General features: G+C 73.1%; 13 protein-coding genes. 3 read left to right on the top strand and 10 right to left on the bottom strand.

All coding sequences use genetic code 11. The features are described 5' to 3' along the window. Nucleotides 1–221: 221 nt before the first annotated feature. The 10 genes from I6A60_RS18950 to I6A60_RS18905 all read right to left on the bottom strand — a co-directional run bounded on the left by I6A60_RS18950 (nt 222) and on the right by I6A60_RS18905 (nt 17,218). Nucleotides 222–1,073: a sucrose-6-phosphate hydrolase gene (locus tag I6A60_RS18950; protein ID WP_203021751.1), complete on the bottom strand. Its 852-nt coding sequence runs from the start codon at nt 1,071–1,073 to the stop codon at nt 222–224. Then, on the bottom strand, nt 1,070–2,392 hold the full coding sequence (locus I6A60_RS18945) for a cysteine protease StiP family protein (protein WP_238435745.1): 1,323 nt from the start codon (nt 2,390–2,392) through the stop codon (nt 1,070–1,072). Before I6A60_RS18945 ends, I6A60_RS18950 begins: the two co-directional genes overlap by 4 nt. Beyond that, nucleotides 2,389–3,783, bottom strand: coding sequence for a phosphoribosyltransferase family protein (locus tag I6A60_RS18940; RefSeq protein ID WP_203021756.1), 1,395 nt, complete (start codon nt 3,781–3,783; stop codon nt 2,389–2,391). Before I6A60_RS18940 ends, I6A60_RS18945 begins: the two co-directional genes overlap by 4 nt. A 719-nt stretch (nt 3,784–4,502) precedes the next feature. Beyond that, nucleotides 4,503–5,696 carry an HpcH/HpaI aldolase/citrate lyase family protein gene (locus tag I6A60_RS18935; protein ID WP_203021750.1) on the bottom strand — a complete coding sequence of 398 codons (1,194 nt, stop codon included), beginning with the start codon at nt 5,694–5,696 and terminating at the stop codon, nt 4,503–4,505. A 481-nt stretch (nt 5,697–6,177) separates the two neighbouring features. Next, nucleotides 6,178–10,656: a zinc ribbon domain-containing protein gene (locus I6A60_RS18930; RefSeq protein ID WP_203055659.1), complete on the bottom strand. Its 4,479-nt coding sequence runs from the start codon at nt 10,654–10,656 to the stop codon at nt 6,178–6,180. 98 nt (nt 10,657–10,754) lie between these two features. Beyond that, nucleotides 10,755–12,614, bottom strand: a complete 1,860-nt coding sequence (locus tag I6A60_RS18925) for an Hsp70 family protein (RefSeq protein ID WP_238435744.1) — start codon at nt 12,612–12,614, stop codon at nt 10,755–10,757. 188 nt (nt 12,615–12,802) lie between these two features. Further along, nucleotides 12,803–13,963, bottom strand: a complete 1,161-nt coding sequence (locus I6A60_RS18920; protein WP_203023442.1) for a hypothetical protein — start codon at nt 13,961–13,963, stop codon at nt 12,803–12,805. Further along, nucleotides 13,960–14,634: a tellurium resistance protein TerA gene (locus I6A60_RS18915; protein WP_013422165.1), complete on the bottom strand. Its 675-nt coding sequence runs from the start codon at nt 14,632–14,634 to the stop codon at nt 13,960–13,962. Before I6A60_RS18915 ends, I6A60_RS18920 begins: the two co-directional genes overlap by 4 nt. 296 nt (nt 14,635–14,930) lie before the next feature. Continuing rightward, complete coding sequence (locus I6A60_RS18910; RefSeq protein ID WP_203023443.1) at nt 14,931–16,061, bottom strand: DUF475 domain-containing protein; 1,131 nt, start codon at nt 16,059–16,061, stop codon at nt 14,931–14,933. A 581-nt stretch (nt 16,062–16,642) separates the two neighbouring features. Beyond that, nucleotides 16,643–17,218, bottom strand: coding sequence for a TerD family protein (locus tag I6A60_RS18905; protein WP_203023444.1), 576 nt, complete (start codon nt 17,216–17,218; stop codon nt 16,643–16,645). A gap of 883 nt (nt 17,219–18,101) precedes the next feature. On the opposite strand from I6A60_RS18905, the gene I6A60_RS18900 reads away from it, so the two are divergent. The 3 genes from I6A60_RS18900 (at nt 18,102) to I6A60_RS18890 (ending at nt 23,718) form a co-directional block, all read left to right on the top strand. Beyond that, entirely contained in the window at nt 18,102–20,087 is a 1,986-nt protein-coding gene (locus I6A60_RS18900; RefSeq protein ID WP_203023445.1) for an alpha-1,4-glucan--maltose-1-phosphate maltosyltransferase, read from the top strand. After that, nucleotides 20,084–21,838, top strand: a complete 1,755-nt coding sequence (gene treS, locus I6A60_RS18895; RefSeq protein WP_203023446.1) for a maltose alpha-D-glucosyltransferase — start codon at nt 20,084–20,086, stop codon at nt 21,836–21,838. Before I6A60_RS18900 ends, treS begins: the two co-directional genes overlap by 4 nt. 482 nt (nt 21,839–22,320) lie before the next feature. Then, on the top strand, nt 22,321–23,718 hold the full coding sequence (locus I6A60_RS18890; RefSeq protein WP_203023447.1) for a phosphotransferase: 1,398 nt from the start codon (nt 22,321–22,323) through the stop codon (nt 23,716–23,718). Nucleotides 23,719–23,783 lie beyond the last annotated feature (65 nt).

The following is a 23,783-nucleotide window of genomic DNA, read 5'->3' as shown; positions in this document are numbered from 1 at the left end:
CCGACTCAGCTCCCCCACGGAGGCCTCGCCGCACGGTTTGGCTCGCACCCCTGTTTGACCTCGGGTGACGGCGAAAGCGTTTCCCCCAGGGAGGCGACCACACAGGCCGCCCGGACCGCGGCGCGCGACAGTCCTGGGGACTGCTAGCCCAACTGGCAGGGTGGCTCACAGCCCGGGCAGGGCCACGGCATCCGCGTCGTGCGAGACAAACCTGGGGACGGCTATCCCTGACTGGCAGGGTGGCTCACGGGCAGGGCCATTGTTTCCGTGACGACGGTGGCGAGGTGGCCGACGATCTCCGCGCCGCCCAGGATGCCCGCGGCGGCGGTGACGCGCAGGTTGGGGGCATCCCAGGCGCGGTCGTGCAGCTCGCCGTGGGCCGGGCGCACCGCGACGTCGGCGGCGGCGAGCATGGGCGCGTCGAGGAGCGAGTCGCCGGCGGCGATGGTCCGGTCGGTGCCGGCGCGGCGGGCCACCTCTGCGAGGGCCGCCTGCTTGGTGAGCGTCGCGGGCACGAAGTAGACCTTGCGGCCCTGGACCGAGACCGTCCAGCCTGCGGCGGCGAGCTCGGCGGTGACCGCCGTGAGGTCGGGGATGCCGTCGCGCTCGTGGGCGACCAGGTAGACGAACAGGTCATCGGCGACGCGGGTCAGCCGGCACCAGCCGCCGGTAGCGAGCCGCTCTGCGAGAACGAGCACCTCGGCGAGCGGCGCCGCGTCACGCAGCCGGGCCGCGACGGCAGCCGCCCAGCCCGGATCAGGCTCGCCGTCGACGAGCACGTGGCCGCCGTTGGCGGCGACCGCGAACGGCGGCGTCACCCCCAGGTCGACCCGGCGGTACTGGTCCAGCGTGCGGGTCGTCACCGGCACCAGGACCGCTCGCCGGGCCAGCTCGGCGACGCCCGCGAAGGCCGTCGCGGTCATGAACGCCGCTGGCTCCCCGTTCAGCCGCTCGACCAGGACCAGTTCCGGTTCGGCCACGCCCGGCGGCAGCCGGAAGGAGCGGCGGGAGAAGATCAGCGTCTGGTCGAGGTCACAGGCCACCAACCAGAGCGCGGCCGGCGCCGGCGTCACTGGCCGCCCTCCGCGACCTCGGACGGGCGCCAGCGCGACTGCGGGGTGTGGAACTCGGGTGCCTCGCCGTCGGCCCGCACGGGGCGGACCAGACCGACGCAGGAGAACGGCAGGCCTGGCATCTCCTCGACCGGCACGCCGCGAGCCTCGGCCAGCGCCAGCACGTGCGGCAGCTCGTCGACCCGGTCCGGGGCCACCAGGACCCGCCACGGCACCCGGCGCAGCAGCACCCGGGTGGCCTCGCCGACCCCCGGCTTGACCATGGCGACGTCCGGGATGTCGTAGCGCTCGGCGATCCGCTCGACGGCGGCCCAGCCGGCCCAGGTCGGGGTCCGGTCGGACGACCACAGCTCGGGCCAGGTCGCTGCCACCTCGGCGGCGACGTCCGGGAACCGGGCGACGACCGTCTCGATGAAATGGCGGGACAGGTCGTGCGGCTCCAGGTCGCGGTAGTACTTGGCGCCGTGGAAGTCGGCCGGGCCGATGTGCTCGGCGTTCAGCACCGTGCGGCTGACCAGGCCGGAGACGGTCGAGTTCAGGCAGGCGCTGGGGATCAGGAAGTCGTCGCGGGTGCCGTAGAGGAAGACGCAGCGGGCCGGGTCGGCGAGGACGGCCATCGTGTCGTCCAGGCCGAGGCCCGGAGCTGCCTCGGCCAGGACGCGAGTCATCACGCCCTTGCCGGTCCAGCCGTCGACGAACTGGAGGGCGGCCGGGTCGTGTCGCTCGGTGAGGTATCGGACGGCGTTCAGGTCGATTCCCCGGTCCTTGATCACCGAGATGGCGTAGTGCGGCACGTCCAGGCCGAGGCTGAAGGCGTACCAGCGGCGCATCAGGATGCCGATCGGAGTGCCGGCACGGGCGATCGACACCAGCACCGGGGCGGGCTTGGCCACCCGGACCAGCTCACAGACGAGCCCGACGGCCAGCGCCACCCGGGTCGCCGAGCGCTCCAGCGCCTGGTGGTACAGCGCCAGGTAGCTCTCGTCGGGCTGGTACTCGACCGGCAGGTCCTCCGAGTAGTGCCGGCCGCGCTGCATGTCCTCCTCGCGGTCCTCAGTCGCCCGTTCGAGGTCGGCGGCGGAGAGGTCCTTGAGCAGGAAGGTGGCGTCGGCCGGGTCGTAGGAGCCGGAGCCGATCGTGCCCGGCAGACCGGCCTCCGCCGGGGCGTCCGGCGGGACCGGGCCGGGGCGGCGTGCGGTCGTCGCGGCAGACTGGGTCGTCGCGGCGGGCTGGGCCGTCGCGGCGGGCTGGGCCGTCGCGGCGGGCTGGGCCGTCGCGGCGGGCTGGGTGGTCGCGGCGGGCTGGGTGGTCGCGGTCATCGGGCGCCTTCCGGGACGAACGACGGCAGGGTGGCGACGGTGACGGGCCCGTGGCGGCGCAGCGCCTCGACCAGGCCGGCGAGCGCCGGGCCGTCGCGATGTCCGACTGGCGCGACCGGCCCGGCTGGCGCGGCGGCGTCACGGCCGTCGTCCACCACCACGACGATGTCGTCATAGCGGCCGACCGGACCGACCGGGCCGACCGGGCCGACCGGGCCGCTAGGTCCGGTGGGGCCGCCAAGGCCGGTCGCGTGTGCCTCGGGGGGCGCGGGCCGGACGTTGTAGACCTGGCTGACCCGGCTCGGGTCGTCCGGCGACGGGAACTCCAGCGCGCTGCGGATCGCGTAGCCGGCGACGTCCAGCGGGTGCACCGGCGAGCGGGTCGTCGACTGGTAGCGCACCTCTCCACCGGTCGTCCCGGCCAGCGCCGCGGCCAGCCGCATCGGCGTGTACATGAGCTCCTCGGTGCCCAGGACGAGGGTCCGCCCACCTGGCGTCGTGAGCCGGGCGGCGATGGCGGCGCCCGCCGCGGCGACGACCTCGTCGAGCAGCCGGCCGTGCGCGGGCGTCCAGCCGTGGCGGCCGCCGTCGGGCAGCTCGGCCGGCCACGGCGGCCGCACCCAGCTCACCGGCCCACGCGCGCCGTCGGCGTTGTCTTCCGAGCTGGGGGCGGCGAACCGCTCGCGGATCGCGCGGGCTCGCTCGGCGACGTCCGCCGGCACCTGGACGGTCGCCGAGACCAACGAGACGACGTCGACCGGCACACCCAGCTCGTCGGCGAGCCGGTCGAAGTCCGCCCGTGCGCGGGCCGGCCGGGCGTCCAGCAACGCGGCGACCGTGTAGGCGGGCCGCGGCGCGAGTGCGTGCAGGGCCCGGATCGTCCCGATCGCGGTGTTGCCGGTGGACAGCTCGTCGTCCACGAGCAGCAGGGGGCGCGGGTCGGTCAGCAGCCGCCGGTCGGCGGGCAGCAGCCAGTGGTGGACAGCGTGCGAGTGGGCCTCGGCGAGCTCCAGCTCGGAGCGCATCCCGGCGACAGCCCGGCGGGTGGTGTGCAGGTAGTCGGCGCCCGGCATCCCGTCCGCGACGGCGTGCCCGAGCGCGGTCGCCGTCTCGCAGTAGCCGAGCACGAACACGGCCTCGCCGCTGGCCAGGGACGCCCGGGCGACGGCTGAGCCGGCGCGGGCCCTGGCGGCGAGCGCCGCCCCGGCCCCGAGCGCGGCCACGGGCGGGACCGGCAGGTGCTTGCCGAGCACCCGGCTGACCAGCAGGTGCGCCCGGCGCGGGTTGCGCCGCAGCGCGAGCCCGACCAGGCCGCGCAGCCCGGCGCCGGTCGCGTCCTCGGTCACCTCTGCGACGAGCCCGAGCGCCTCCCACAGCCAGTCGTCGTCCACACCACTCCCCAGCGCGGGTCCCCGCGACGCGGGCCGGTCGGACGCCGGCCCGTCGGACACCAGCAGACCGGAAACCGGCTCGCTCGTGGATCCCGCTGCGAGCGGGCTCACGCCGGCACCTCGGACACCAGGAGACCGGAAACCGGCTCGCTCCCAGACCCCGCCGCAAGCGGGCTCACGCCGGCACCCCGGACACCAGGAGACCGGAAACCGGCTCGCTCCCAGACCCCGCCGCAAGCGGACTCACGCCGGCACCCCGGACACCAACAGACCAGAAACCGGCTCGCTCCCAGACCCCGCCGCAAGCGGACTCACGCCGGCACCCCGGACACCAGGAGGCCAGAAACGGGCTCGCTCCTGGATCCCGCTGCGAGCGGGCTCACGACGGCACCTCAGACACCAGCAGGCCAGAAACCGGCTCGCTCCCAGACCCCGCCGCAAGCGGACTCACGCCGGCACCCCGGACACCAACAGACCAGAAACCGGCTCGCTCCCAGACCCCGCCGCAAGCGGACTCACGCCGGCACCCCGGACACCAGGAGGCCAGAAACGGGCTCGCTCCTGGATCCCGCTGCGAGCGGGCTCACGACGGCACCTCAGACACCAGCAGGCCAGAAACCGGCTCGCTCCCAGACCCCGCCGCAAGCGGACTCACGCCGGCACCCCGGACACCAGAAGACCGGAAACCGACTCGCTCCCGGACCCCGCCGCAAGCGGGCTCATGTCATCACTGCCTGGCTGGCCGCCAGGACGTCTACGAAGGTGTGGCCCGCCTTGAGGACGCCGAAGGCCTCGGCGCGGCGCAGCACGGTCTGGGCCCACCGCCGGTGCGGGCGCAGCTCGTTCATCTTGTTGGCGTAGCTGCTGCGCCGGACCCCGCCGGTCTCGCCGTCGGCGACGGTCAGCGCGTCCTCGTACTCCTCGTGGGTGACGACGTAGAGCGCGTGCACGGCGGCGACGTGGCTGGGGTGGATCACGGTCTTGCCGATCAGACCGTTCGCCTTGTCGAGCACGACCTCCTTGATCAGCCGGTCCAGGTCGGCCGAGACCAGGTCGCGGCGCATCGCCGGGCCCTGGACGACCGGGTCGGCGAGGTCGGCGGTGGCGAACGGGGTGACCCGCAGGGAGCTGACGAACAGCCGCTCCGGCTGGGCGAAGTACTCCCACACCGGGCCGGTGACGACGTGGTCGCCGCCGCGGGCGCAGACGTTGACGATGTCGGCGATGCAGTCGCGGACCACGGCGATGTCGTAGATGGTCAGGTCGCGGTCGCGGCGCAGCCCGTAGAGGCCGGAGAGGTCGGTCGCGCCCAGCCGGACGGCGAGGACGTGGTCGGCGTGCTTGTCGACCAGCCGGCGCACCCCGAGCAGCGTCTCCAGCCTGGTCTCCCGGTGGATCACCTCGGGGCTCTCCAGCACCGGCATCGCCCAGAGCTGCCGGCCCAGGCGGTCGCAGGCCTGCAGCACGGCGGCCATCGAGACCTCGCCCGAGTCCTCGACGAACTTCGGCAGCACGAAGCCGGCGAGCACGTCGGCGGCGGCCGGTGTGAGGCCCGCGACCAGCGCCGGGATCTGCTCGGCCGAGCGGACCCGGACGAAGATCAGGCCTGGGCTGTCCCCGACGGTCGGTGGGTTCTCGCCCAGCTCGTTGAGCGCGCGCACCACGTTCGCCTCGGCCGCAGGCACGTCGCCGTCGGAGATCGCGTCCTCCAGGCAGAGGACCATCGACGCGACGCCGGCCGCCGACTGGCGGCGCACGTCGTCGGCGAGCTTCGGCCGGGTCCCGGGTGCGTAGAGCGTCGCGCCCAGGGCCGTGGCGACCAGCCGGCGGTCGTCGTCGCGGCTGATCTCCTTCGGCGGGCAGTGGAACAACGCGTCACGAGCCGCCGGGTCGAGGAAGGCGAAGTGTCGCACCAGAGCGGCTCCTTCAAGGCTCGACGGGCTTCACGCTGCGCGCCCGGGGCCGGCCCGGCTTCACCCCCGATCGCCGCCGGACCTGGGGCAACGCCCGACGCGGGGAACGTACCCCCACAATGACGAAGGCCGCCGGGAAACGGGTCACTGACGCCATCACGACATTTTCTTGTAATGTCCACGTTCCGCACGATCTACGCCAGTGTGAACACGGATACGGACGAGGATCAACCGCTCGCCTACTGCTACACACATGTAGTAGTAGGGGTCACACGCTGGGCTACAGCAGCCTCAGGCCCGACCTCGCGGCCAGGAGGGGCCACCCCTGCTCCGCCGCCGGCCTGTTTGGCGGCCATCTTCGGTTCACCCGGGCCAGGCCGGAGCGCGGACATTACTGGTGACCGATCGGTCGAATACGCTTCGCATCCCGATCCGGCGCGCAGGGATGACATTTCACCATCCATCTGGCGAACAGCGCGGCTCAGCGAATGACGAGCGCATCGTCCGGAGGGTGGTCGACCGTGACGTCGCCGCCCTCTCCGGACGCGGGCAGCAGCCGGATGCCCCAGGGCAGCAGGGCACCCTCGAGCCGGACGTCCATCGTCCTGGTGGCCCGCTCGGCGCACGGCCCGAGCCGGGCGAGCGCCTGGCCCTCGCCGAGGGTGGCCGGCGGCACCGTCCCCGGCCGAGCGACCAGTACGAGCTCGGGCACCACACCATCGGTGCGGACCCGCACCCGAAGGACGCGCCGACGCCAGCCCGCCCGGGTCGAGAAGTAGGACACCCGGGGCTCGCCCGAGCCGGCCTGGTCGTCGTCCAGGTCGTCGTCGAACCGATCGTCGTCGGCGTGCTCGTCGGCCTCGTCGTCCAGGTCCTCCAGCAGGCCGTCCGCCGCGCCGGACCGGCCGGGCTGGCCCGGTCGACCGTCGGGACCGGCGCCGCTCGGCTGGCCGGTGCCGTCGCCGGACGGGGTCCCGCCAGCGGCGCCGGGGACCGTGGCCAGCCGGGGCGGCCAGGTCGGCGCGCCGAACCCGGCGGCGCCGTCCTGGCCGGCCGGGGCGAAGAGGTCGGTATGGGTCGCGGGCAGCGTCCAGCCAGGGTGCGAGTCCGGCCCGGCGGGCACGCCGAGCGCCGGGAGCCGGCCCGCTGGTCCTACCGCGTCCGGGGCGGTGTCGCCCGGTACGGCCGGGGTCCACGCCGGCTCCCCTCCGGGCTCGCTCGGCGGGACGGCCTGGGCGGCGGGCGGGAACGGCGGGAAGGCGACGACCGGGATGGGCAACGCCGGGCGGAACCAGCCGGGGCCGCTCGGGATCTCCTCGTCCGGCCCTGGCGCGGTGGGCAGCGGCCCGGTCGGCATGGGCTGCGCGACGGGCGAGGGCGGCCCGACGGCCGACGCTGGGCCGGGCCGGGGTGGGCCACCCAGCTGACCGACGATGGGCAGGCCGGCACCGGTCGGTGGATTCACCATCGGCGGCAACGGCCGCCCCGGCTGCCGGTCCGGCACACCCGCGGCCGTGGCCGCGGGGAGCGGGTTCGGCCCGGTACCCGGGGAAAATCCGGGGGGTGGGAGCTGCTGCGCCAGCGGGGCCACGGTCGGGACCGGTCCGGTAACCGTCGGAGGCGGCAGTGCGCCGAATGGCAGTGGCGCACCCGGCGGGGTCCCGGGCGGCATGACCGGCGGGCCAGCCGGCGGTGCCGCCGCGGCCGCCAACGGAACGCCAACCCGAGGCGGCAGCCCCGTCATCGGCGGCCCGGCCATCGGTGGTCCCGCCAGGGGCGGCCCCGTCATCGGTGGCCCCACCATCGGTGGCCCCGTCATCGGTGGCCCGGCCAGCGGCGCCGCTGACGGCACCGGCGGCTGCGTCAGGCCTGGCGGGGGCATCGGCAGGGCGCCGGTCGGCACGGCGACCGGGATCGCGGAGGTCGCCGGGCCAGCCGGGAACGGCGCGAGGTAGGACGGCCCGGGAGCGGCCAGCGGCCCGGCCGCGGCGGCCGCCCCGGGCGCGGCGGTGCCGGCGTCTACCCGCGGCCGGGCCGGCGCCCGCACGACCACCTCCGCGCCGGCGGCAGCGGCCCTCGGCTGCCCGCCCACGCGGAACACGGGGAAGCAGGCGACGTAGTAGGGCCAGCCATCACGCGGCGCGGACAGCCGCCAGCCGCCGCCGCGCGACTGGAGGCCGGCGACGGTCACGGTCGCGGCAGAGGCGGTCGGGTCGTCCGGGCCGGTCGGGGTACGGTCCCGCCGCCACAGCACCCGCGCCTCCGTCAGGCCCGGCGCCAGCCGGAAGAACAGCACCAGCTCGTCGCCGCGGTCCTCGGCGCGCAGCTCCGTGACACCGCCCGGGGCGATGTGCTGGACCGGGCGGCCGATGACGCCGCGACCGCCGAGCACGCTGACCGGGGTGTACACGACCGGGCCGACCGCCGCCGGGTCCAGCAGCCGGCCACGGCGGCTGGAACCCACGAGCCGGACCGGACCTGTGAGCGCCTCCAGCGGCAGGTCGATGTTCTCCGGCCCGAACGGCCCCACCGGCGCCGCCGGCGGCGGTCCGAACCGGCCGCCGGGCGGCGCGCCCACGTCGGGCAGCACCCCGGGGGTCGCGTAGACCCGCACGTCGGGGCCGGGCGGCGCGCTCCAGCGCAGCATGGTCCCGCCGGCGGAGTAGGAGACCGCCAGGTCGAGCACCGGCAGCGGCCGCGCCACCACCGCCACCGAGATCTCGATGCCGGCCGTGCGGGCCGGCATGCCGTCGGCGGCGACGTACTCGACCGACAGCCGGTAGCGGTAGGTGACGCCGGGCTGGACGTCCGGGTCGGTCAGCGTCCCGCCGCCGGCCCTGGTGTGCCGCACGGACCGGTCGACGACGCGGGCCGCGCTCGGCACGGTGTCACCGCCGGCCGCAGGGTCGGCGTCCTCACCGGCCTCCTGGGCGACGCTCGGATCGAGGGCGTCGACGGCGTCGACGGCACGCTCGACGGTGACCACCTGGACCGGTCCGTCGAGCCGCCAGGTGAGCCGGACGCCGTCCGCGGTCTGCTGGGCGCGTAGCTGCTCGACCTCGCGGGTCAGCACCAGCGGCGCCGTCCGGGCGACGGCCGAGCGGCGGCTGGCCGAGAACGCCGTCACCTCGTAGAACACGGGCGCCCACGCGGGAGCGCCGGCGTCGGTCAGCTCGGCGACGGTCGTCGTGCCCAGCCCGGACCGGGTCGGCGGGATGCCGAGCGTGCCGGCGACCACCCGGTCGACCCGGAACGAGACCGGGGCGGCGGTGTCGGCGGACCGCCAGCGCAGCAGCACCGCACCGGTGGGCCCGGTGGCCACGGTAGGCACCGCGACGAGGTCGGCCGGCGCGGCGAGCGGCAGCGCGGCCAGCGCCGCGAGCGCCTCGGGGCTGTCGGAGGCGCTCGCGAGCACCGCGACCAGCGCCGCCTCCCGCTGGGCCGGAGGCAGCCCGAGCGCCGCGTCCACCCGGCGGCGGATCATCGCCTGCGCGACGGTCAGCTCCCCGAGCACCTCGGCGCCGTCCCGGCCGTCCGGGCCCCGTACGTCGGCGGCCTGTGCGACCAGCCAGCGAGCCCGGTCGAGCGCGGCCTGGGCACGGCCGGCCGTGCGGTCGTCGGCGAGCGCCCGCCAGCCGGCCTCCGCCGCCGCCAGCGCCGCCGCGGCGCGCGCGGCCAGTTCCTCGCCGACGGCGCCGGTCGGACCGCCGAGCGCGGCCAGCAGCGGCCGGGCCCGGCCGACGAGCTCGACGGCCTGGGCGGGCCGGCCCTCGTCGAGGGCCCGGCGGATCGCGGCGATGGCCTCGGTGGCGTCCCTGGACTGCCGGACGCTCTGCCCGCAGTGCCGGCAGACGACGGCCGCCGCCTCGGTGAGCCGGGAGCAGCTTGGGCAGCCGACGTAGAGGTCGGTATCGCAGTAACGGCAGACCCGTACTTCCCCGACCGGCTCGGGGCGGGCGCAGCCGGGGCAGACGACGAAGTCGACGGTCGCGCCCGTGCTGACAGGAGCCCCGAGGTCGCGGGCGAGGCCGAGCACGACGGTGCGGATCTGGGTGACGCTCAGCCCGCGGCCGGTGCCCAGCGCCCGGCGCATCAGGCCCTCGAACGCGACAGCGGTGATCTCGCCGTCGAGCAGGACGTGCTCCTCGACGGCGCCGCGCAGCTCGTCGGCGGCGTCCACGAGCAGTCCGGCGGAGTAGGCGGCCGGGTCCGCCTCCAGCAGCCGGGCGCGGACCAGCGCGAGCAGGTCGGCGGTGACCGTCTTCTCCCGGTCGTGCGGCCGGCGGGCGTTGACGGCGGCGACCGCTTCGTAGGCGGCGGCCAGCCGCGCCGGCGGTGACTCCGGCGCGGCGCCGAGGAAGGCCCACAACGAGGCGGTGGAGGCGTGGTCGCCGCGGCGCAGGGCGCGCAGCTCGTCGAGCCGGTCGCGGATCTGGCCACGCGCGTCGGGGGGCAACGGCGCCACCCGGGCGCCGGGGTCGTCCTCGATGATCCGTTCCCGCGCCAGCCGGACGTCGAACCGCTCGCCGGTCACGCCGGCCTGGGCCGCCAGCCGGCGCAGCCCGTCGACCCGGGAGGTCGGGATGCCGCCGAACCTCTCCCGGACCGTGGCCAGGTACCCGTCGACCTTGGCGAGCCGCTCCGTCTCGCCGTCCCGGCGGGCCGCTACGACGAGCGCCCGGACCCGGTCGCGCTGCGCGGGGTCGAGAAGCGGCGCCTCCCACTCGGCCCGGCGGCGGACCAGCTCGGTGGCGAGCGTGGCGTACTTCGCCGAGCCACGCTCCCGCTGCAGGAAGCCGAGCACGCGGGCGAGCCGGGCCTGTACCTCGGCGTCGGTCTGGCTGCCCTCGGGGTCGAGGTCGGCGACGAGGAACGGGTCATCGATGCGCAGCGGGGAACGCGCCCGCAGCACCGCCAGCACCCGCTGGCGGTAACCGCTGCCGTCGAAAGCCGCGCTCACGACTCACCCTCGTCTCACGTAACGCCGTGCCGAGCGAGCAGGCGCCAGCCGCCGCGTACCCAACCAGGTTGCCCGAGTCCGGCTCGGGCGCGAATTCCTTACTCGCGGCGTTCGACGAGCTTGTTGACCTTAGCGGCCTCGGCGGTGCGCAGCGCCTCGCTGCCCACGCCGGCGGTGACCCGCAGCACCAGCGGGTCGGCCGTGCCGGGGTGGGTGGCGCGGACCTCGATCGTCTGGTCGCGGCCCATGATGAAGGTCACCTCGACGGGGGTCCCGCGCTGGTGGCCGGACGGGATGCCGCGCAGCGCGCCGGCGACGATGACCTTGTTATCCTCGATCACCGGCGACGCGACCCCGGTGCCCTGCTCGAAGACCCGGATGTCGACCTCGGTCTGGTCGTCGGTGACGGTGTAGAAGGTCCTGGCGACCGAGATCGGCAGCGGGTCGTTCTGCTGGGCGAGGAACGCGGCCACCGGCCGGCCCCGGTCCTCGGCGAAGATGCCGAAGCCACGGGACGTGACGTTCGTGACGGTGGTGCGCACCAGGTCCGCGACGGCGGAGGCCGGCAGGCCGACCTCGCCGGCCCGCTCGGCCGCCGCGGCGGCGACGTCGGCGTCGGAGGCAGCGGTCAGGTCGTCGTCGGCACCGATTCGCCCGGCCTTGACCAGGTCTTCGCGGACGGCCCGCTCCAGCGCCTTCTTCTGGCCGTAGACGGCCGCGCCCTTGGCCACCGCGAGGTCCGGGTCGATCAGCTTGCAGGTGAGGCCGAACTGCTCGGCGAGCCGGCGGGCGACCGCGGGCGACTTGCTCATGCCCCCGACGAGCAGGCAGGTGTCGATCCGGTCAACGCCCTTCTCCTTCGCCCGGCCGAGGACCGACGCCGTGAGCTCGACCGTGCGGTCGAGCAGCGGCTTGGTCAGCTCCTCGAACGACGAGCGGGTCACCGTCACGCTCGTGCGCCGGCCGCCGTGCACGACCAGCACGTCGACGCTCTCCCGACCGGACAGGGCGAGCTTCGCGTCCTCGGCCGAGGTGAGCAGCTCCTGCTCGTCGTAGACGTCGTCGAGTGGGTCGCCGGCGTCCGGCTGGGCCTCGACGAACCGGCGGGCCAGGTGGCGGACCAGCTCCAGGTCCCAGTCGGCGCCACCCAGCTCGTGGTCGCCGTCGGTGGCGACGACGGTGATGCCGCCCTCGCGCAGCCGGATCACGGTGGTGTCGAAGGTTCCGCCACCGAGGTCGTAGACGAGGACCGTCGACTCGGCCGCGCCGTCCTGGGCGAAGCCGTAGGCGAAGGCGGCGGCGGTCGGCTCGTTGATGATGTCGACGACCGTGAGCCCGGCGAGCTCGCCGGCCAGCTTGGTCGCCTTGCGCTCCTCGTCGCCGAAGTAGGCCGGCACCGTGATGACGACGTCGGTCACCGGCCCGCCGGTCGCGCGTTCCGCGTCGGCGGCCAGGGCCTTGAGAACGAGGCTGGAGACTGCGGCGGCGGTGTACTCGACGCCGTGCGCGACGAACCGCCAGTCGGACGTGCCCATGTGCCGCTTGACCAGGCTGGCCACGTCGTCCGGCCGGATCCGTAGCTGGCGCTTGGCCTGCGTGCCGACGACGAAGGAGACCTGGCTGTCGGCGCCCTCGTCGAACAGCACCACGCTCGGGGTGGTCGGCTGCGACTCGATGTTGCGGATCACGTCCGGCCGGCCGTACTCGTCCAGCCGCGCGATGCACGAGTAGGTCGTGCCCAGGTCGATCCCGAAGACCTTGGCGCCCTTGGCGCCGTCGCCCGAGGTCTGCTGGGCGTTGCCTGAGGCCAAGTGCGGGCCTGCGTTGCCTGAGGCCAAGTGCGGGCCTGCGTCTCCCGAGGCCACGTGCGGGCCTGAGTCGCTTGAGGCCAGGTGCGGGCCGTCTGCCACGCCGCCACCGTCCCTTCCGACGCGACGCCCGGGCGCCGCGTTTGTCATCACCGCCGCCCACCCGGACGCCGGCCGTGTTTCTGTCACGGCCAACCGGCGACGCGCTGGTCTGACTGTTTGCCCATGAGTTTTGTACCTAGCGCTACCCGACCGGCCGCCACCGCCCCCATTTCGGGCGCATCAGGCCACCAGGGCGACACGGTACGTCCTCAGCCGGATCGACCCGTCGTGCCTCATCAACGGTTGCGATACACCTCGGCCTCGGCCGGGCGCAGGACCGTCGAGGAGCCACGGACGAAACCGGGCCGGACGCCGCGGGCGATCGTGCGGTCGCGGGCCGGGTCGTCGGTGCCGATCCCGCGCAGCGCGAGGTGGCGGGTCGGGTCGAAGGGGCTGCCCGGCACCGCGATGTAGGGCCGCACGTCGGCGGAGATGTCGAGCACCTGCAGCAGCTGCTTGCGCAGGATGCCGGCGACGCTCTGCGGGTCGTCCCCGCCGAGGCTGGACATCTGGTCGTGCAGCCGGATCAGGCCGCGCAGCAGGGGGCCCATCGCCTCGGTCAGCTCGCCCTGGCGCAGCTTGCCGTTCTCCTCGTGCAGCCGGTCGACCAGCTCCACGTCGTGCCGGCGCAGCCGAGCCAGCTCGTCGAGCCGACGGCCCACCGCGGCGAGCTCCTCGACCAGGTCGCCGGAGCCGGCGGCGCGCGGGCCGGTCGACCCGCCGGAGGCCAGGCCGGCGTCCCCCGCCAGGGCCCGCTCGCCGCCCTGGCGATCGTTGCCCTGCCGATCGTTGCCCTGACGCTCGTTGCCCGGCCGATCGGCCGCCTGACGCTCGACGCTCTGGCGCTCGGCGGCCTGGCGGTCGCCGCCTTGCCGCTCACCGCCTTGCCGCTCGATCCCCTGACGCTCGATCCCCTGCCGCTCGTTGCCCTGACGATCGTTGCCTGACCGATCGTTGCCGGGCGGCGGGACCGATCCGCGGGTCGGCGCGGCGGTCCAGTCCGGGCCGGTCGCCGCGTCCACGTAGGCGTCGTAGTCATACGGCCCCGTCTCGACGAACGGCGGGAGGCTGTCGATCGAGCCTCGGCCGCTCACCCCGGGAAGCCCCGACGTGCCGCGCGACGGACCGCCCGGGTCGGGCTCCCCGCCCCGGGCGGAACCCCTGGCGACGTCGACCGCGCCGGGAACCCCGCGCACGCCGTCGGGCGGGGTGATGATGCCCGGCAACGCCCCGGCCGACACGGTCGGCAGCGCCGTCGGCGAGCCGCCCGCGCCGGAGAGCCCAGGCAGGCTGGTGGTCTCACCGGCGTCCGGGCCATCGCCCTGGCCAGGACCGAGCGGGTCGGCGCCGGGGAACCAGCGACCCGCCCGGTCGCGCCTGCGACGTGGTTCGGTCACTTGCGGCCCGGCGTCCAGTTGAGGCCCCAGTTGTAAAGGGCGTCGAGCTGGCGGTGGCCGCCGACGTACTTGACCTCGCGGCTGACCGTGAAGTCGCCCGCGCCGTTGTTCGTCAGCAGCGCGATGGCGCACATCCGGGAACCGCCGGCCTGCTCGTCGAGCCGGACCTCGATCGGCGCGCCCTGCGCGGGGGTCAGCGTCACGACCGCGTTGGCCTGGTCGAAGGAGGCGACCCCCTCGTAGATGAACGCGAAGATCAGGACCCGGCGGATCTGCCCCGCCCGCGCCAGGTTGACGTAGAGGTTCTCGCCACCGACCGCGGATCCGGTGCGGTCGTCGGCGTCGAGCACGACGAACGGCGGGGCGTCGAACGATCCGAACGTGTCGCCGAGGGCCTGGATGACCCCCTTCTGGCCGTCGCTCAGCTCGTAGAGGGCTGCGAGGTCGAGGTCGATCCCGCCGGTGCCGCCGAGCACGCGCTTGAGGAAGCCGCCCTTCTGGGGGGCACCCGTCTGCCAGTTCAGGTTCACGTGCAGCCGACCGCCGCCGCCCTGCTTGGACAGCGACACGCTCGGCGCGGACTTCGTGAGGGTGACCTTGCTCAGGGACACCCCGGGCGTCGCGCCGCCTGGCCCGCCGGTGGCCCCTGGGTTCGGGTTGTCGAAAGCCATGTCCGCTCCTTCGCGGTCGTCGTCCGCCGCCGCCAGCCGGGCGTCCGGGAGAGCCTCCTCGGACCATCGACCCGGCCCCCGGTAGGGGTGGCGCGGCTTCCCGAGCACTGGTCGGCCTGGGGCGCTACCTGCCGCCCCGGGCCGACCACCAAACACCCCCGACGATCCCCGCCGACCATTCTGCACAGCGGCCAACTCGCCGCGGACCGCCGGTCGCGCCCACGTGCCCTCTCCGGACAACGTGTCTGGTCCCGTTCAGGCTCCGCCCGGCCAACATTCGGGGCGGCGCCGCGCGGTCACGAGCTGGCGCCTACCGGTTCCGGTGCCGAGCTCTCGTCGGAGTCCCCGCCCTGGTCCGCGCTCCTGCGGCGGTGGCGGATCGAGGTCAGCAAGGCGAGGCCGATGAACGCGACACCGATCAGCCCAGTGACGATCTCGGGCACGTCGTTCTCGATCGAGACGGCGAGAATCACCGCCAGGGCGCCGATCGCGTAATGAGCGCCATGCTCGAGGAACACGTACTCCGACAGCGTCCCCTGCCGTACCAGGAAGACGGTCAGCGACCGGATGTACATCGCCCCGATACCGAGACCGGCGGCGATGATGAAGATGTTCTGGGAGATCGCGAACGCGCCGACGACGCCGTCGAACGAGAAGCTGGCGTCCAGGACCTCGAGGTAGAGGAAGAGGAAGAACGCCGCCTTGCCGGTGGCGAGGGCAACGTTGGAGGCCCCGCCCGTGGCAGCGGTGGCCGGGCCGGCCTGTTCGTCGCCGTCCTCCTCCTCCGCGCCGATCCCGCGTGACTCGAAGAACTCGCCGAGGCCGCTGACGGCCAGGTAGGTCGCGAGACCGGCCACGCCGGCGACGAAGACCTGCTCGGTGTGGCCGCCGGAGAACCACTCGCCGACGACCAGCAGCGCGACCAGCCCGAGCACTACCGGGATGACGTCGAGGGCACCGACCTTGCGCAGCGGCTCTTCCAGCCAGCGCAGCCACTGGACGTCACGGTCGTTGTCGAACATGAAGTCCAGGAAGATCATGAACAGGAAGATCCCGCCGAACGCGGCGATCGCGGGATGGGCCGCGTGCAGCTTGTCCGCGTACTGGTCGGAGTGGTTGATCGCCAGGTCGAAGACGTCGTAGGGGCTCAGATGCGCCGTCAGCGCGACGACCACGATCGGGAAGATCAGCCGCATGCCGAAGACGGCGATCAACACACCGACCGTCAGGAAGATTCGCTGCCAGGCGGCGCTCATCCGGCCGAGGATCGTCGCGTTGATCACCGCGTTGTCGAACGACAGACTGATCTCGAGGACGGCCAGGATCGCGACGAGTGCCGCGGCCTGACCTCCACCGAGCACGCCGGCACCAGCGACGACCACGGCGGTCACGGCGAACGACCAGCCGAAGATCCGCAAGATGTGCACCAGGACCTGCACCTCCGCGGACCGGTCTAGGGATGATGGTCGGCCGGCGCCTTTGGCGCTGCGGCTCCGGTCCGCCGGAGTCCACCGCACCGCCCTGATCGACGCCGCCGTCAGCCGCGCCCGACAAAGCGTGCCGGCCGCCCGCCCGCTCCCCACGCCCGTGGGAAGCTCCGGCGGACCGAGGCCGCACCAGGCAAACGACCGACGACACGCTCGTAGATGGTGCGCGGCCCTCGCATCGTAGCCAGCCCCACCTGGGACAAAGCTGACAAGCGGCCGACAAGATGCGGCGATCGGCCGGGACCGGCGCTTGCGCGCCTTCGGCCGCTCCGCCGGGATCGGGCGCTTAGCGCCCTCCCCAACGTGAAACTCCCGGCATGCAGGAGGACGGGGGCGGGCGCTGTCCAGGGTCGGGAGGTGACCGGTGTCACGTCCGCGCTGGGCGTTCCACCAACGCGAGGCTCCTGCGACCCGGCGGGCATGATCGCGGTTTCGGCCCCGGAGTGGTCGTGACTGGAGCGGTTCGACGACCACCCCGGGGCCAAAACAGCGATCATGCTCGCGAGCGCGTACTGGTTGGGCTAAACGTTGACGCCGTAGTCCTGGGCGATGCCGCGCAGGCCGGTCGCATAGCCCTGGCCGACCGCGCGGAACTTCCAGTCGGCGCCGTGCCGGTAGACCTCACCGAAGATCATGGCGGTCTCGGTGGAGGCGTCCTCGGAGAGGTCGTACCGAGCGATCTCGGCGCCGCCGACCTCGTTCGCGATACGGATGAACGCGTTGCGCACCTGGCCGAAGCTCTGCTGGCGCGACTCGGCGTCGTAGATCGAGACCGGGAACACGATCTTGTCGATCTCCGCCGGCAGGGTGGCCAGGTTGACCTTCACCTGCTCGTCGTCGCCCTCGCCGGCGCCGGTGAGGTTGTCGCCCTGGTGCTCGATCGCGCCGTCCGGGCTTTTCAGGTTGTTGAAGAAGACGAAGTACTGGTCGGAGACCACCCGACCGTCGGCGCGGCACGCAATCGCGCTCGCGTCGAGGTCGAAGTCCGAACCGGTCGTCGTCCGAGCGTCCCAGCCGAGACCGACCATGATGCTCGTGAGGCCAGGTGCCTCCTTCGACAACGAGACGTTGCCGCCCTTGCTGAGGCTGACTCCCACTGTTTTCCTCCCGCTGTCCGTGCGGACGGGGCTTCGGCGCCCCGAGCACCCACACCCTGGCTCGCTGCCGGTACGAGCGGCAGCCTACTGCCCATACTCGGCCGGACCGGGCGCTCGCCCGTCCGGGCGACATCCACCGGGGCTTCTGAAGAGCCATACGAATGATGCGGTGCCCAGAGTTCCCGACGCGGGCGGCGCGCCAGCTCCGAATGCGAAACACCGACCACCGCGACCCGCGCGGCGATCCAGGCTCCCCTTCGCGCGCCGGCAGCCTGGGCCGGCCCACGACATTCTTGCCGCTTCCGGCGCCGGCCAGGCCCGGCGAAGGTCGTCATAAGGACTGTTTTTCGGCGCGCCGTCGCCGCCGGGCCGCCTTGTAACCCGCCGCTCACCCGGGGGTACCGCGCACCGGGCTGTCACCCGACCGACATGCGCGGGTCGCGCCGGCGGTGCCCGGAGAGGTCCGGCCCGGGACGCCGGGGCGGCGGTCGCGAGTGCGGCCCGACCGTTCCGATCACCGGTCAGACACCGGCAGATCCCACGAAGGTGGGGGCGTCCATGGCAATTCCAGGTGAACGGCCTGCTCGGAGCGACGGCCTGCCGGGTGGGCGGCCCGCGCAGGCGGGTGTCAGCCCCAGCGTCGGCCACGCTCGGACGGCGTCGTCGACGACCAACTGTGCCCCGCGCGGTTTCCCAGACCCAACCTGGGAACATCGACCACGGGTCAACCGGTCGGGCGCTCGTCCCACGCCCAGAGTCACCCCCACCAGATCACCACATGGGGGTGTCCGGTGGTCTCACGCAGTTCACGTTGGGGTATCGCCATTTGCCATCTCGGAGGCGGATCATTGAGCCCGTGGTTCGTCTGGATAAGGTCGCAGCGATGAACGGACGTTCAGTAGGCCGGGTCGTCATCTCTGACGTCACGCCGGCCGTCTCGTGTGGCCGCTGGCCCTCGCGCGCGGTGATCGGGGAAACCATCACCGTGGGCGCAACTGTGTTTCGAGAAGGTCACGACCTGATCGGGGTGAACGCGGCGCTGTCTGGCCCTGACGGGCTCGGCACGCCGTTCACCCGGATGGGGCCGGTGGGCATCGGAACTGACCGCTATGAAACCGACCTGACGGTCACCACGGAGGGGCTCTGGGGCTTCCGGATCGAGGCCTGGGCGGACCCCGTCGCGACCTGGGTGCACGGCATCGAGCTGAAGGTCGGCGCCGGGCAGAGCGCCGACGAGCTCGCCGTCGACTTCGAGGACGGCGCGCGCCTGCTGCTGCGCGCGCTGCCCGGGGTGCCCGAGCGCGAGCGGGCGGCCATCGCCCGCGCGGCGGCGGCGCTTCGTGACGACCACGTCGACGACCCGCACCAGCGGATCGCCCCGGCCTGTGCCCCGGAGCTGACCGAGCTGCTGGCCCGCCACCCGCTGCGTGAGCTGGTGACCCGCTCCCCGCTGCACCGGGTGTGGGTCGATCGCGAGCGGGCGCTCTACGGCAGCTGGTACGAGTTCTTCCCGCGGTCGGAGGGCGCCTCGCTGGACCCGCCGCGCTCCGGGACCTTCCTGACGGCCGCCGAGCGCCTGCCCGCCGTCGCCGACATGGGTTTCGACGTGGTCTACCTGCCGCCGGTGCACCCGATCGGCGAGGTCAACCGCAAGGGGCCGAACAACACGCTGACCCCCGGTTCGGACGACCCGGGCTCGCCGTGGGCGATCGGCAGTGAGCACGGCGGCCACGACGCGGTGCACCCGGACCTGGGCACCCTCGAGGACTTCGACCTGTTCGTCGCGCGGGCTCGCTCGCTCGGCATGGAGGTCGCGCTCGACCTCGCCCTGCAGTGTGCCCCGGACCACCCGTGGGCGAAACGCCACCCGGAATGGTTCACGGTCCGTTCGGACGGCTCGATCGCGTACGCGGAGAACCCCCCGAAGAAGTACCAGGATATCTATCCTCTGAACTTCGACTCGGACCCGGAAGGTATCTACCAGGAGATCCTCCGGGTCGTTCGGCACTGGACGGCGCACGGTGTACGCATTTTCCGGGTCGACAACCCGCACACCAAGCCGGTCGAGTTCTGGGAATGGCTCATCCGGGAGGTAAAGGCGACGGACCCGGACGTGCTCTTCCTCGCCGAGGCGTTCACCCGGCCCGCGATGATGCACACGTTGGCGAAGGTCGGCTTCACCCAGTCGTACACCTACTTCACCTGGCGCAATGTGAAGTGGGAGCTGGAGAAGTACGCCCGGGAACTGGTCGAGGCCGGCTACTACATGCGGCCGAACTTCTTCGTGAACACGCCGGACATCCTGCCGGAGTACCTCCAGCACGGCGGCCCGGCGGCCTTCAGGATCCGGGCGGCGCTCGCGGCGACGATGTCGCCGACCTGGGGCGTCTACGCCGGCTACGAGCTGTACGAGCGCGTCCCGGTGCGGCCGGGCAGCGAGGAGTACCTCGACTCGGAGAAGTACCAGTACCGGCCGCGCGACTGGGCCGCCGCCGAGCGCAACGGCGCGTCCCTGGCGCCCTACCTACGCAGGCTCAACGCCATCCGGCGCGCCCACCCGGCGCTGCACTGGCTGCGCAACCTGCACATTCATCACTCGAACGGCGATGAGATCATCGCCTTCTCGAAGCGGTCCGGAACCGGACCGGACGCCGACGTCGTGATCGTCGTCGTCAACCTTGATCCGCATGCAGCTCGGGAGACCACCGTGCGACTTGATATGCCCGCCCTCGGCCTCGAGTGGTGGGAGACCTTCGACGTCCGGGACGAGATCACCGGGGCCACCTACACCTGGGGCCAGGAGAACTATGTCCGACTCGACCCGTTCGTCGAGCCCGCCCACGTGTTCACGCTGGCACGGCGGTCATGACAGACGACGGGGGGGCAACGAACGTCGACGAGAACACGGGGCCCGGGAAGGATCTCCCGATCGGCCCGGAGACGGGCGCCGAGCCGCTGCTCGGTGACCGGCTCACCAAGGACCCGCTCTGGTACAAGCGGGCGGTCTTCTACGAGGTGCTCATCCGTGGCTTCGCCGACTCCAACGGCGACGGCACCGGGGACATCCGCGGGCTGATCGGCAAGCTGGACTACCTGCACTGGCTGGGCGTCGACTGCCTGTGGCTGCTGCCGATCTACGAGTCGCCGCTCAAGGACGGCGGCTACGACATCTCCGACTACTTCCAGGTCCTGCCTGAGTTCGGGGATCTCGGCGACTTCGTCGCACTGGTCGAGGAGGCGCACAAGCGTGGCATCCGGATCATCGCCGACCTGGTACTGAACCACACCTCGGACCAGCACCCCTGGTTCCAGGCCTCGCGCTCGGAGCCGGACGGCCCGTACGGCGACTTCTATGTCTGGTCCGACACCGACGACCGTTACCCGGACGCCCGGATCATCTTCGTCGACACGGAGAAGTCGAACTGGACCTGGGACCCGGTGCGCGGCCAGTACTTCTGGCACCGGTTCTTCTCGCACCAGCCCGACCTGAACTTCGACAACCCGGACGTCCAGGACGCGATGCTGGAGGTCCTGCGGTTCTGGCTGGACCTGGGCATCGACGGGTTCCGCCTCGACGCGGTGCCCTACCTCTACGTCCGGGACGGCACCAACGGCGAGAACCTGCCGGAGACGCACGAGTACCTGCGCCGGGTCCGCAAGGAGATCGACGCCAAGTACGCCGACCGCGTCATGCTCGCCGAGGCGAACCAGTGGCCGTCGGACGTCGTCGAGTACTTCGGCAACGACGACGAGTGCCACATGGCGTTCCACTTCCCGCTGATGCCGCGCATCTTCATGGCGGTGCGCCGGGAGTCGCGCTACCCGATCTCGGAGATCCTCGCCCAGACGCCGGCGATCCCGCCGAACTGCCAGTGGGGCATCTTCCTGCGTAACCACGACGAGCTCACCCTTGAGATGGTGACCGACGAGGAACGCGACTACATGTACTCCGAGTACGCGCAGGACCCGCGCATGAAGGCGAACATCGGCATCCGCCGCCGGCTGGCCCCGCTGCTGGACAACAGCCGCGACCAGATGGAGCTGTTCACCTCGCTGCTGCTGTCGCTGCCGGGCTCGCCGGTGCTGTACTACGGCGACGAGATCGGCATGGGCGACAACATCTACCTGGGTGACCGGGACGGTGTGCGGACCCCGATGCAGTGGTCGCCGGACCGCAACGGCGGCTTCTCCGCCGCCGACCCGGCCCGGCTCTACCTGCCGCCGATCATGGACCCGGTGTACGGGTACCAGGGCCTCAACGTCGAGGCGGGCCAGCGGCTGTCGACGTCGTTCCTGTCGTGGACGAAGCGCATGATCGAGGTGCGCAAACGCCATCCAGTCTTCGGCCTCGGCGACTTCGAGGAGCTGGCCGCGTCGAACCCGTCGGTGTTCGCGTATGTGCGGACCCTCGGCGACGACCAGGTGCTGTGCGTCGCGAACCTCTCCCGGTTCGCCCAGCCGGTCGAGCTGGACCTGCGCCGGTTCGAGGGAATGGTCCCGGTTGAGCTGCTCGGCCGGGTGCATTTCCCGCCGATCGGCGAGCTGCCGTACCTGCTCACCCTGCCCGGCCACGGCCACTACTGGTTCGCGCTGTCCGCCGCGGGTGAATTCCAGCGCTGAACGGACGTCGAGCGCCCGCCGGGTACGCCCGGTCGGGCCGCCGCGTGTTCGTATGGGGGTGCCCGCCCACGGGCGGACGGGCGCCCGCCATCTCTGGCAAATCGGATGGACAAGTGCTATCTACCGGATGACATGTCCGTTAGGTTGACCGCAGCCGCATAGACGTGTCGGTACGCCGACCGGCCCATCGGGGTCAGGCCCTAGGCCCTGTCCCGATGGGCCGCGGCATATGTGGGTCGCTCGTCTTGGCCCGCGTGCCAGGGGAACTACTCAACTGAACACCGCCACATCCGACGACCCGCGAGGGGATAACGCCTCCGGATCCGGGGACGACGGCCCTCCGGCTGCGTGATCGAGACGCGCGTGCCCAGCCGCCGGCAGCCTCTCGAAGCGCACTCCTTGGCCCAGCGTCAACTACAGGCCTCCGGCCGTGCGAGATGGAGATCATGATCGCACAGCCGCCGGCCAGAGGGAGGTCGACCGTGCGAGACCATTCCGAGCTCACGACCCTGTTGGCGGACTGGCTGCCCAGGCAGCGCTGGTTCGCGGGCAAGGGCCGCGCCGACGCGCGGGTGGGCATCGTCCAGGACGTCCCCGTCTCCGACCGCCTGCGCCACCTGATCGTCGAGGTCGCCTACTCCGATGGCGGGCCGCGCGACCTTTACCAGGTCCCGCTGGTGATCCGGCCGGACGCGCCGCACGGCCACTCGGGCTTCCTGCTCGGCGAGATGTCGACCGGGCTGGTCTACGACGGTCTGCACGACGCGGACGGCAGCGCCGCGCTGCTCGACTTCCTCTCCGCCGGCCAGCGCCACGGCACCCTGGCGGCGCACGCCGTCACCCCGCTGAGCCAGCTGCCGGCGCACTCGGTCGGCGCCGAGCAGTCGAACACCTCGATCGTGTACGGCGAGGAGTACATCCTCAAGGTCTTCCGTCGCCTCTGGCCGGGAGTCAACCCCGACCTGGAGGTCACCAGGGCGCTAGCCGCCGCCGGCACCCGCCACGTCGCCAGCCCGCTGGCCTGGCTCGACGGCGAGCTGCCCGGCGCCGGCGAGGGCGGCTCGGACGCCGACACCACCTTCGCCTTCATGCAGGAGTACCTGCGCAGCGGCACCGAGGGCTGGAAGCTCGCGATCACCAGCGTCCGCGACCTGTACGCCGAGGGCGACCTGCCCCCCGACGAGGTCGGCGGCGACTTCGCGGGCGAGTCCGAACGGCTGGGCGCGGCGACCGCCGAGGTGCACACCCTGCTGGCTGGCTGCTTCCCGACGGCCGCGGTCGACCCGGAGTCGCTGCACACCACCGCTCTCGGCCTGCACGGACGGCTCGACGCCGCCCTCACCGCCGTCCCCGAGCTCGCCCCGTACGAGGGGGGCGCCCGGGCCGCCTACGACGCCCTGGCCGCCGAGACCGCCGCGGCGCCCTACCAGCGGATCCACGGCGACCTGCACCTCGGCCAGGTGCTGCGCACGGAGAACGGCTGGGTGCTGTTCGACTTCGAGGGTGAGCCGGCCCGGCCGGTGCCCGAGCGCCGCCGGCTGGACTCGCCGCTGCGCGACATCGCGGGCATGCTGCGCTCGTTCGACTACGCCGCCCAGTCGATGCTGCTGGAGCGCGCCGACGAGCCGGGCCTGGCCTACCGGGCCCGCGAGTGGGCCGAGCGCAACCGGGTGGCCTTCCTCGACGGCTACCAGGCCGCCAGTGGCCTCGACCTGGCCGCGCACGCGGTCGAGCTACGCGCCTACGAGCTGGACAAGGCCGTCTACGAGGTGCTTTACGAGGCCCGGCACCGGCCGTCCTGGGTCGATATCCCGCTCGGCGCCGTCCGCCGCCTCACCGCCCTCCAGCCGCCGCTGCCGACCGGATCCGCCGCCGCCTGAGCCGGCGAGGTTGACCGGGTGGCCAAATGGGGCAGGCAGAAGAGGAACATCGTGACACCAGCCGG

Origin of the sequence: Frankia sp. AgB1.9, assembly GCF_016786355.1 — a bacterium.
Taxonomy (GTDB): Bacteria; Actinomycetota; Actinomycetes; order Frankiales; family Frankiaceae; genus Pseudofrankia.
The sequence above is the reverse complement of the archived record's forward strand: the minus strand, read 5'-3'. Positions and strand labels throughout refer to the sequence as shown.